Origin of the sequence: Kluyvera georgiana ATCC 51603 (genome assembly GCF_001654985.1) — a bacterium.
In the GTDB taxonomy this organism is placed as follows: Bacteria; Pseudomonadota; Gammaproteobacteria; order Enterobacterales; family Enterobacteriaceae; genus Kluyvera; species Kluyvera georgiana.
The window spans coordinates 1-10,609 of record NZ_LXEU01000017.1; the positions used below are offsets into that span (position 1 = coordinate 1).

10 protein-coding genes are annotated in these 10,609 nt (G+C 54.6%); 6 read left to right on the forward strand and 4 right to left on the reverse strand.

Annotated features, from left to right (window positions below; all coding sequences use genetic code 11):
* Both metK and M989_RS26165 read right to left on the reverse strand, forming a co-directional pair.
* Positions 1 to 1,155, reverse strand: a complete 1,155-nt coding sequence (gene metK, locus M989_RS04500) for a methionine adenosyltransferase (protein ID WP_064542672.1) — start codon at positions 1,153 to 1,155, stop codon at positions 1 to 3.
* 166 nt (positions 1,156 to 1,321) lie between these two features.
* Positions 1,322 to 1,630, reverse strand: a complete 309-nt coding sequence (locus M989_RS26165) for a hypothetical protein (RefSeq protein ID WP_157093514.1) — start codon at positions 1,628 to 1,630, stop codon at positions 1,322 to 1,324.
* On the opposite strand from M989_RS26165, the gene M989_RS26465 reads away from it, so the two are divergent.
* From M989_RS26465 to speB, 5 genes are all read left to right on the forward strand, one after another.
* Entirely contained in the window at positions 1,618 to 1,707 is a 90-nt protein-coding gene (locus M989_RS26465) for a hypothetical protein (RefSeq protein WP_419057829.1), read from the forward strand. The genes M989_RS26165 and M989_RS26465 overlap by 13 nt on opposite strands.
* A gap of 96 nt (positions 1,708 to 1,803) precedes the next feature.
* On the forward strand, positions 1,804 to 1,935 hold the full coding sequence (gene yqgB / locus M989_RS24355; protein WP_157093515.1) for an acid stress response protein YqgB: 132 nt from the start codon (positions 1,804 to 1,806) through the stop codon (positions 1,933 to 1,935).
* 8 nt (positions 1,936 to 1,943) lie between these two features.
* Positions 1,944 to 3,920 carry a biosynthetic arginine decarboxylase gene (gene speA, locus M989_RS04505; protein WP_074398733.1) on the forward strand — a complete coding sequence of 659 codons (1,977 nt, stop codon included), beginning with the start codon at positions 1,944 to 1,946 and terminating at the stop codon, positions 3,918 to 3,920.
* A gap of 147 nt (positions 3,921 to 4,067) precedes the next feature.
* Positions 4,068 to 4,802: a hypothetical protein gene (locus M989_RS04510; protein ID WP_064542677.1), complete on the forward strand. Its 735-nt coding sequence runs from the start codon at positions 4,068 to 4,070 to the stop codon at positions 4,800 to 4,802.
* Positions 4,803 to 4,937: 135 nt separating this feature from the next.
* Positions 4,938 to 5,858 (forward strand): agmatinase, encoded by a 921-nt coding sequence (speB, locus tag M989_RS04515; protein ID WP_064542680.1) that lies wholly within the window; start codon positions 4,938 to 4,940, stop codon positions 5,856 to 5,858.
* A 58-nt stretch (positions 5,859 to 5,916) separates the two neighbouring features.
* On the opposite strand, the gene M989_RS04520 is transcribed toward speB, so the two are convergent.
* Together M989_RS04520 and loiP are read right to left on the reverse strand one after the other, a co-directional pair.
* The gene (locus tag M989_RS04520; protein WP_064542683.1) at positions 5,917 to 7,185 is read right to left on the reverse strand and encodes an OprD family porin; all 1,269 of its coding nucleotides are present in this window, start codon (positions 7,183 to 7,185) and stop codon (positions 5,917 to 5,919) included.
* Positions 7,186 to 7,574: 389 nt separating this feature from the next.
* On the reverse strand, positions 7,575 to 8,333 hold the full coding sequence (gene loiP / locus M989_RS04525; RefSeq protein WP_064542686.1) for a metalloprotease LoiP: 759 nt from the start codon (positions 8,331 to 8,333) through the stop codon (positions 7,575 to 7,577).
* A 267-nt stretch (positions 8,334 to 8,600) separates the two neighbouring features.
* Here loiP and tkt point away from each other — a divergent pair, with 267 nt between their 5' ends.
* Complete coding sequence (gene tkt / locus M989_RS04530) at positions 8,601 to 10,592, forward strand: transketolase (RefSeq protein ID WP_064542689.1); 1,992 nt, start codon at positions 8,601 to 8,603, stop codon at positions 10,590 to 10,592.
* Positions 10,593 to 10,609: the final 17 nt, after the last annotated feature.

Consider the following 10,609-nt stretch of genomic DNA (forward strand, 5'->3'; position numbering starts at 1 on the left):
TTATTTCAGGCCGGCCGCTTCGCGCAGCTGAGCGGCTTTGTCGGTTTTTTCCCATGGGAAAGTTTCGCGACCGAAGTGACCGTAAGCTGCCGTCTCTTTGTAGATCGGGTGCAGCAGGTCCAGCATCTGGATCAGGCCGTACGGACGCAGGTCGAAGAACTCGCGAACCAGACCAATCAGCTGCTCAGCAGGCACTTTTTCGGTACCGAAAGTTTCCACCATGATTGAAGTCGGTTCCGCCACGCCGATAGCGTAGGAAACCTGAATTTCACAGCGGTCGGCCAGGCCAGCGGCAACGATGTTTTTCGCCACATAACGCGCAGCATAGGCTGCGGAACGGTCAACTTTTGATGGATCTTTACCGGAGAACGCGCCGCCGCCGTGACGAGCCATGCCGCCGTAGGTATCCACGATGATCTTACGACCGGTCAGGCCACAGTCGCCCATTGGGCCACCGATAACAAAGCGACCGGTCGGGTTGATAAAGAATTTGGTAGACGCGTTCAGCCATTCGGTCGGCAGAACCGGCTTGATGATCTCTTCCATCACCGCTTCCTGCAGCGATTTTTGATCGATGCTTTCTGAATGCTGAGTAGACAGAACCACCGCATCAATACCGACAATTTTGCCATCGTCGTACTGGAAGGTGACCTGGCTTTTCGCATCCGGACGCAGCCACGGCAGGGTGCCGTTTTTACGCACTTCAGCCTGACGCTGCACCAGACGGTGGGCGTAGGTGATTGGCGCCGGCATCAGCACGTCGGTTTCGTTGGTAGCATAGCCAAACATCAGGCCCTGGTCGCCCGCGCCCTGTTCCAGTGGATCGGCACGGTCAACGCCCTGGTTGATGTCCGGGGACTGTTTACCAATCGCGCTCAGTACGGCACAAGAATTGGCATCAAAGCCCATATCAGAATGCACATAGCCAATTTCGCGAACGGTGTTACGGGTGATCTCTTCGATATCAACCCATGCGCTGGTGGTGATTTCACCGCCGACCAGCACCATACCGGTTTTGACGTACGTTTCACACGCTACGCGGGCTTTCGGATCCTGCTCGAGGATGGCGTCCAGCACGGCGTCGGAAATTTGGTCTGCGATTTTGTCAGGATGCCCTTCGGATACAGACTCGGACGTAAAAAGGTGTTTTGCCATATTTAATATCACCCAATGAGAATTTGGTTAGCTCAAACTGTTGTATTTAATAATCACGATGGAAGATTATACCACGGACTTAAGGGTTGCCGTCACTGGCAGTCTGAGTGTTAATCGGTATAGATGGATTAACATCTGGACGGCTATTTTAGGTCACATCTTCACCTCAATGCCAGTTTTTTTTGAGATAGCTCGCATTCTGTTGCAACTGAGATTGGAAATTTTTCCTGACACAGGCGGCAAGCTGCACATTTATATTTTGCATTTTAGGTGGGTTATCGGTATAAAACGCCGCGCGCGGCTCATACAAAAAAGCACACGTCATTTTTCGTGTTGCCACTTCCAGCCGGGCTAAGACTTTAGCTTTGGCTTGAGGTTCGTCTTTTGGGGCGGCCGTGGAGGTGATACGAGATAATGAACCGTTGTATTCTGCTGATTCTACCGTGCCGTTCTGGCGCGAATATGTTCCCCGCAACCCGCCATTCTGCTTTGCATACCAGCCGATGTTATACCCATTTCGGCGCTTCTCAGGACTCCCGAGCCGGTAGGTAACGGAACACTGAACAAGGGCGCTCTTGTCACGGCAAGGGTTTTCTCGTGGTTTCGCTGAACCGTCATACCCGGTTCAGGTGCGTGTTTTACAATGATATGAAAAAGAAACCGGTCGCACAGTCGGTGCGTCAGCATGTTCTGCTGCCTCATCGGGCTGTTTATGGGTTGTTATCGCAACGTCACGCTGCGATAGTAGTTAACTGTTTTACACTTGTTATAAATAATTGAGGTTCGCTATGTCTGACGACATTTCATTGGATTCGCCTTCGTCAGCAGGCGAACGCGGTGTACTACGTTCCATGCAGGAGGTTGCGATGAGCTCCCAGGAAGCCAGCAAAATGCTACGCACATACAACATTGCCTGGTGGGGCAATAACTACTACGACGTCAACGAACTGGGCCACATCAGCGTTTGCCCGGATCCTGACGTTCCGCAAGCGCGTGTCGATCTCGCCGAGCTGGTTAAAGCCCGTGAAGCACAGGGTCAGCGCCTGCCTGCGCTGTTCTGTTTCCCGCAGATTCTGCAGCATCGTCTGCGCTCGATTAACGCGGCGTTCAAACGCGCGCGTGAATCCTACGGTTACAACGGCGACTACTTCCTGGTTTACCCGATCAAGGTTAACCAGCATCGTCGTGTCATTGAGTCGTTGATCCACTCCGGCGAACCGCTGGGTCTGGAAGCCGGTTCCAAAGCCGAGCTGATGGCGGTGCTGGCGCATGCGGGCATGACCCGTAGCGTGATCGTCTGTAACGGCTATAAAGACCGTGAATACATTCGTCTGGCGCTGGTGGGCGAGAAGATGGGCCATAAGGTCTATCTGGTCATCGAGAAGATGTCTGAAATCGCCATTGTGCTGGAAGAGGCAGAACGTCTGAACGTGGTCCCGCGCCTTGGCGTGCGTGCGCGTCTGGCTTCTCAGGGCTCCGGTAAATGGCAGTCCTCCGGCGGTGAAAAATCTAAGTTCGGTCTGGCGGCCAACCAGGTTCTGCAACTGGTGGAAATCCTGCGTGAACGTGGCCGTCTGGACAGCATTCAACTGCTGCACTTCCACCTCGGCTCACAGATGGCGAACATTCGCGATATCGCCACCGGCGTGCGTGAGTCGGCGCGTTTCTACGTTGAGCTGCACAAGTTGGGCGTTAATATCCAGTGCTTCGACGTCGGCGGCGGTCTGGGCGTGGACTATGAAGGTACCCGCTCGCAGTCTGATTGCTCGGTGAACTATGGCTTGAACGAATACGCCAACAATATTATCTGGGCGATTGGCGATGCCTGCGAAGAGCACGGTCTGCCGCACCCGACGGTGATCACCGAGTCCGGCCGCGCGGTAACCGCGCACCACACCGTGCTGGTGTCGAACATTATCGGCGTTGAGCGTAGCGAACATACCGAAGCGACGCCGCCGGCTGACGATGCGCCGCGCGCGCTGCAAAGCATGTGGGAAACCTGGCAGGAGATGCACGAGCCGGATAACCGCCGCTCGCTGCGCGAATGGCTACACGACAGCCAGATGGACCTGCACGATATTCACGTCGGCTACTCTTCAGGCACCTTTAGCCTTCAGGAGCGTGCGTGGGCAGAGCAGCTGTATCTGAACATGTGCCACGAAGTGCAGAAACAGCTCGACCCGAGCAACCGCGCGCACCGTCCGATTATCGACGAGCTGCAGGAACGTATGGCGGACAAAATTTACGTCAACTTCTCGCTGTTCCAGTCAATGCCGGATGCGTGGGGTATCGACCAGCTGTTCCCTGTGCTGCCGCTTGAAGGGTTGAATCAGGCGCCGGAGCGCCGCGCGGTGCTGCTGGATATTACCTGTGACTCTGATGGTGCGATTGACCACTACGTCGACGGCGACGGCATTGCCACCACCATGCCGATGCCGGAATACGACCCGGAGAACCCGCCGATGCTGGGCTTCTTTATGGTCGGCGCGTATCAGGAGATCCTCGGCAACATGCACAACCTGTTCGGTGATACCGAGGCGGTTGACGTGTTCGTCTTCCCTGACGGCAGCGTCGAGGTTGAGCTGTCCGATGAAGGCGATACCGTGGCGGATATGCTGCAGTACGTCCAGCTGGATCCCAATAAACTGCTCACTCAGTTCCGCGATCAGGTGAAAAATACCGATCTGGATCTCGAGCTGCAGCAGCAGTTCCTGGAAGAGTTTGAGGCTGGTTTATATGGTTACACCTATCTTGAAGATGAATAATTAAGATTATTTACCTTGCAGGCCGAGTTAATTTATTTTCTCGGTCTGCTATCTTCTAAATGTATTCTCAAAGATCCAACCTTCAGGCTTTCTATTCTCATTTATTGCCGTATTATTAATGTGGTTATTTATGGAGTGAAAGGAAGCATGAAATTTTTAAATATCAACTGGGCGATTCTTGGCCTTATTTTATTGGTGGGCGGTTGCTCCAGTTCAGGGCAATACACCAGTACGCCTTCGTCATCTGTGGGAACCGCCTGGGGCGAGGATGTACACTCGACGGTTAAGGGCGTTAGCGTTGAGCGTGCAGATCGCGACCCAGTTAACGTAGTATTAATCAATTATTCGACCGGGTACCCATCAGCTTACGAGACGCAATACAGTATTTCCGTAGGCGATCTGGAATATGCTGTTCGTGATGCTAATTTTAATTCAATTCCCATTTATAGAATCTATAATTCAGCGGCTAATAATAGTTTCACGTATGTTATTCATGCCACTGTTGGGCAGGTTTATCAATTATATGTACGTAATTATAGTCGTGACACGAAGTATGAAATTGTGACCACGGTAGATGGGCTGGATGTGCTCAGCGGCAGGCCTGGTTCTTTGCAAAATAGTGGTTATATCGTGGATGCGGGGCGCTCTCTGGCCATTAAAGGGTTCAGGAAAAACCAGCATACGGAAGCCGCGTTCGTGTTCTCTGATATCCGCGATGCTTATGCCGCTAATTCAGCGCAGGGCGATGTGCGCAACGTTGGGGTGATTGGCTTTGCCGCCTTTGCGTTACAAGGCTCGGCCGCTAAATCCTTGCCGCCTTGTTCCGCGCAGGCCTTCCCGGCGGATAGCAAGGGTTACGCGCCGCCTCCCTGCCGTAAATAGAAGCCCACTTGAAGACCGGGAGTTTTAAGGCGATAATTACGTCAAATATGTTATATGCAAATCAATCCCTTCCTCGTCGGGCCTAACGACGCGGAGGGGATTTTTTTTACCCCGATTTAAAAGAGGTCACAGCCCATGAGCACCTTAGGTCATCAATACGATAACTCCCTGGTTTCCAACGCGTTTGGTTTCCTGCGTCTGCCGATGAACTTTATGCCGTACGACAGCGACGCAGACTGGGTCATTACCGGCGTACCGTTTGATATGGCAACCTCTGGTCGTGCCGGCGGCCGCCACGGCCCGGCGGCGATCCGTCAGGTTTCCACCAACCTGGCCTGGGAGCACAACCGCTTCCCGTGGAACTTCGACATGCGCGAGCGCCTGAACGTGGTGGACTGCGGCGATCTGGTTTACGCCTTCGGCGATGCGCGTGAAATGAGCGAGAAGCTGCAGGCGCACGCGGAAAAACTGCTGGCGGCGGGCAAACGCATGCTCTCCTTCGGCGGCGATCACTTTGTCACCCTGCCGCTGCTGCGCGCGCACGCTAAACACTTCGGCAAAATGGCGCTGGTGCACTTTGACGCCCACACCGACACCTACGCCAACGGCTGCGAGTTCGACCATGGCACCATGTTCTACACCGCGCCGAACGAAGGGCTGATCGATCCGAATCACTCTGTGCAGATCGGTATCCGTACCGAGTTTGATAAAGACAACGGCTTCACCGTACTGGACGCCGGCCAGGTGAACGATCGCAGCGTGGACGATATCATTGCTCAGGTTAAACAGATCGTCGGCGATATGCCGGTCTACCTGACCTTCGACATCGACTGCCTGGATCCCGCGTTTGCTCCAGGTACCGGCACGCCTGTCATTGGCGGCCTGACCTCCGATCGCGCCATTAAGCTGGTGCGGGGTCTGAAGGATCTGAACATCGTCGGGATGGACGTGGTGGAAGTCGCACCGGCTTACGACCAGTCCGAGATCACCGCGCTGGCCGCGGCGACCCTGGCGCTGGAAATGCTCTACATTCAGGCGGCGAAAAAAGGCGAGTAAGCCATTGTTGGAGGTTCCCGGCGCGGTTGAGCCTGGCCGGGAACCGTCATCTTGACGATTAAAACGCGTTAAACGGGTACTCTACGTAAACGCGAACTTCATTACCGCTGACGTTATAGTCGCTGGCGTTGCTGGAAACGCGCAGCACCGAGTAGCGGACTTTAAACTTCAGATCTTTTGCCGGGCCGTTCTGGACCTGGTATTGCACCTGGTTAAACCACTCGTGCTCTTTACCGTTGTTGGTTTCCGCCGTCTTGATGTTGTCACCGCGAACGTAGGCAGTGGTCCAGCTCAGACCCGGCAGGCCAAGGCCGCCGAAGTCCAGCGCATAGGATGCCTGCCATGAACGTTCGTCTTCGCCGTTAAAATCAGACCAGTAGGAGTTCGCCAGCCAGATGGTGTTGCCGCCGTCGCCGACGCCGCCTTGATTCTGGTAGCCGCCGTAGTTATAGCCGGTGCTGCCGCTGCTCTGCTGGTAGGCAATTTTGAAGGTGTGAATATCCCAGATGTAGCTGGTTGCCAGGCTCCAGATGCTGTTGCTGCGCCCGGTATTCAGCGAGTCCGCATATTCCTGCTCCAGGCGAGAGTTATAGCCGTTGAAGTCGAATACCAGTTTCTGGTTTTCGGCCAGCGGCTGGGCGTAGTTCAGGCCGAGGTACTGCTTGTTCAGTACATCTTCCACGTGGGAAGCGTACAGCGCGCCGCTCAGCTGGTCGTTGAACTGGTAGCTCGCGCCGCCGAAGGTGATGCTTTTCAGGCCGCTGTTGTGGCTGTCGTCGCTCTTACGCTGCTCGTCGGTGAAGTAACCGGCGTTCACTTCCAGACCGGCGATCTCTTTTGAGGTCAGCATGGTACCGGTGTAGGTTTCATACAGCAGACGGGAGTCGTCGGCATAGAGAATTGGCAGCGTCGGGCGCTGGGTACCGTAGCTCAGCACGGTGTTAGAGAAACGCATTTTGGCGGTTGCGCCAAACTTGGCGAGGTCGGATTTGGCATGACCGTCGTTGTCCTGCGCGAAGAAATCGATACCGCCCGCGCCGCTGTTACCGCGGCCGCCGTCCAGGCGCACGCCGTACTGGGCGATACCGTCTACGCCAAAGCCGATCGGGCCCTGGGTAAAGCCGGATTCAAAGGTGGCAATAAAACCCTGGCCCCATTCGCTTTTATCGTGCAGCCCATCGCGATAATCGCGTTTGATATAAGCGTTACGCAGGAACAGATCCAGATGGCTGTCGTCAATGAAACCCTGGCTATCAGATTGCTGGCTAGCAAACGCCGGTGCAGAGGCAATAATACTTAAGGCAACTAATGTTAATTTCTTTTTCACGGAGGGAACTTCTCTGTTTATAAAACTGTCAAATTGTGTTGTTACAATTTGGATAGTCGCCTGAATAAGTATCAAAAGCAATCATTGTATGAAGGGATGTTTCATCGACTGTGCTGCTGGAAGGCTCGCCGTGCGTGCGTTTTGGGATTGGCTATAGACTATTTAAAAATAAGGCTAAATGGCTTCTGGGAAGTTTAATAATATATTGTCATTTTATTTTTTAGGATAACTGCCCAGCCATTATCGTTGTGGCTTATATATTCCTCGTGGCTGGCGGATGAGTATATTTAACGGTTTGTGCGCTTAAATTATCAATTAGTGCCGTTTACTGGTTTTAATATTTTTTTCTTATTTGTGCAAGGGGGGGCAATATTGCCCCCCGTGAATCTTTATTTAATCCCGTCGGCCTGTAGGCGATCGCGGATATGCTGCGCGCGTTCCTGAGTCGCCGGATGGTCGTCGAACATTGAGCTCTGGCGGCCATCTTCCAGTTTCGACAGCTTATCAAAGCTGGTGGCGAGACCGGTTGGATTGATGCCGCGTTTGCGCAGCATATCATAGGAGTAGTCATCCGCTTCCGACTCCTGGCGCTGGGAGAACTGTGAGTTCACCAGTTTCTCGCCCAGATCGCCAAGCTGCGACTGCGACAGGCTGCCGACGATGCCGCCCGCAGAAGCCGCCGCCGCGCGCAGGGCGTTGGTCCCAATGGCCACCTGCATGCCTTTCTTCACGTGGCCGAGCGCAACGTGGCCCATTTCGTGGCCGACGACCGCTTCCACTTCGTTGTCAGTCATCAGGTCCATCAGGCCGCTATACACGCGAATACAGCCGTTGGCCATGGCGAAAGCGTTCACATCCTTCGCCACGTAGACTTTGTAGTTAACCGGCTGGCCGTTGATGTTGTCGCCAAGCGCGGCGGCGATTTTGTTCAATCGCTGCGTATAGGCGCTGTTGGACGGCGCGATGGTAGCCTTGCTGTCCATATCTTTACAGGCCTGATCGCTCAATGCTTGTACCTGCTGATCGCTCAGGGAGAAGGCCTGCAAAGCGCCGGTGCCTGAACTTAATAAGCCATTTGAATCCATATTCTGACAGCCGCTGAGCAGCAAAGTAGCGCCAAAAGCCAGAACCATCGCCCGTTTCTTCATGAGATTGCTTCCAAAGTCGTTTATCTGAAAATGCCCTGGAACTGCGCCGCCAGAGTTAGGCTAAGTATAAAGAATATCGCGGCTTACGGGCGAGAGGATTACATCTTGTTAACGCCTGTTCCAGAGATTTCTGAACAGGCAAAAGGATGCTCCATGTACATGCTTTGTCGCATAGGTTACATTGTTGACACTTTTTTCTGGCATAGCCCGTAACGTGCGCGCCTCGTGGCGTTAGGGTAGCCTTCAACAGTCCGAACTGGAGTCAAAATGTCCTCACGTAAAGAGCTTGCTAATGCTATTCGTGCGCTGAGCATGGACGCAGTACAGAAAGCCAATTCCGGTCACCCGGGTGCCCCGATGGGTATGGCTGACATTGCCGAAGTCCTGTGGCGTGATTTTCTGAACCATAACCCACAAAATCCGTCCTGGGCTGACCGTGACCGCTTTGTGCTGTCTAACGGCCACGGCTCCATGCTGATCTACAGCCTGCTGCACCTCACCGGTTACGATCTGCCGATGGAAGAACTGAAGAACTTCCGTCAGCTGCACTCTAAAACGCCTGGTCACCCGGAAGTGGGCTACACCGCTGGCGTTGAAACCACCACCGGTCCGCTGGGTCAGGGTATTGCGAACGCCGTAGGTATGGCGATTGCTGAAAAAACGCTGGCGGCGCAGTTCAACCGCCCGGGTCACGACATCGTTGACCACTTCACTTACGCGTTCATGGGCGATGGCTGCATGATGGAAGGCATTTCTCACGAAGTGTGCTCCCTGGCCGGTACCCTGAAACTGGGCAAACTGATTGCCTTCTATGATGACAACGGCATCTCCATCGACGGTCACGTTGAGGGCTGGTTTACCGATGACACCGCCAAGCGTTTCGAAGCCTATAACTGGCACGTGATCCGCGGTATCGACGGCCACGACGCCGACGCTATTAAACGTGCCGTAGAAGAAGCGCGTGCTGTCACCGACAAGCCGTCTCTGCTGATGTGCAAAACCATCATTGGTTTCGGTTCTCCGAACAAAGCGGGTACCCACGACTCTCACGGTGCACCGCTGGGCGCAGACGAAATTGCGCTGACCCGCAAGCAGCTGGGCTGGAACTACGGTCCGTTTGAAATCCCGGCTGACATCTACGCGCAGTGGGATGCGAAAGCCGCAGGCCAGGCGAAAGAAGCTGCGTGGAACGACAAGTTCGCTGCTTACGCGAAAGCCTTCCCGCAGGAAGCTGCAGAATTTACCCGTCGTATGAAAGGCGAAATGCCGTCTGATTTCGACGCGAAAGCGAACGAATTCATCGCGCAACTGCAGGCCAACCCGGCGAAAATCGCCAGCCGTAAAGCTTCCCAGAACGCGATTGAAGCCTTTGGTCCTCTGTTGCCGGAATTCCTCGGCGGTTCCGCTGACCTGGCGCCGTCTAACCTGACTATCTGGTCCGGTTCTAAAGCCATTAACGAAGACACCGCGGGTAACTACATCCATTACGGCGTGCGTGAATTCGGTATGACCGCGATTGCCAACGGTATCTCGCTGCACGGTGGTTTCCTGCCGTACACCTCTACTTTCCTGATGTTCGTTGAATATGCCCGTAACGCGGTGCGTATGGCCGCGCTGATGAAGAAACGTCAGGTGATGGTCTACACCCACGACTCCATCGGTCTGGGCGAAGATGGCCCGACTCACCAGCCGGTAGAGCAGATTGCTTCCCTGCGCGTGACCCCGAACATGAGCACCTGGCGTCCGTGTGACCAGGTCGAATCCGCGATTGCGTGGAAATACGGCGTAGAGCGTCAGGACGGCCCGACCGCGCTGATCCTCTCCCGTCAGAACCTGGCGCAGCAGGAACGTACCGAAGCGCAGCTGGCGAACGTGTCCCGTGGTGGTTACGTGCTGAAAGACAGCGACGGCCAGCCGCAAATCATCCTGATTGCGACCGGTTCCGAAGTTGAGCTGGCCGTGGCCGCTTACGAAAAACTGACCGCTGAAGGCGTGAAGGCGCGCGTGGTTTCCATGCCGTCTACCGACGCATTCGACAAGCAGGATGCGGCTTACCGTGAATCCGTGCTGCCGAAAGCCGTCTCTGCACGCGTCGCTATCGAAGCGGGCATCGCTGACTACTGGTTCAAATACGTGGGCCTGAACGGTGCTATCGTCGGTATGACCACCTTCGGTGAGTCTGCGCCGGCCGATCAGCTGTTCAAAGAGTTCGGCTTCACCGTAGAAAACGTCCTCGCGAAAGCGAAATCCCTGCTGTAATCTGCGTTTTCTGTGAA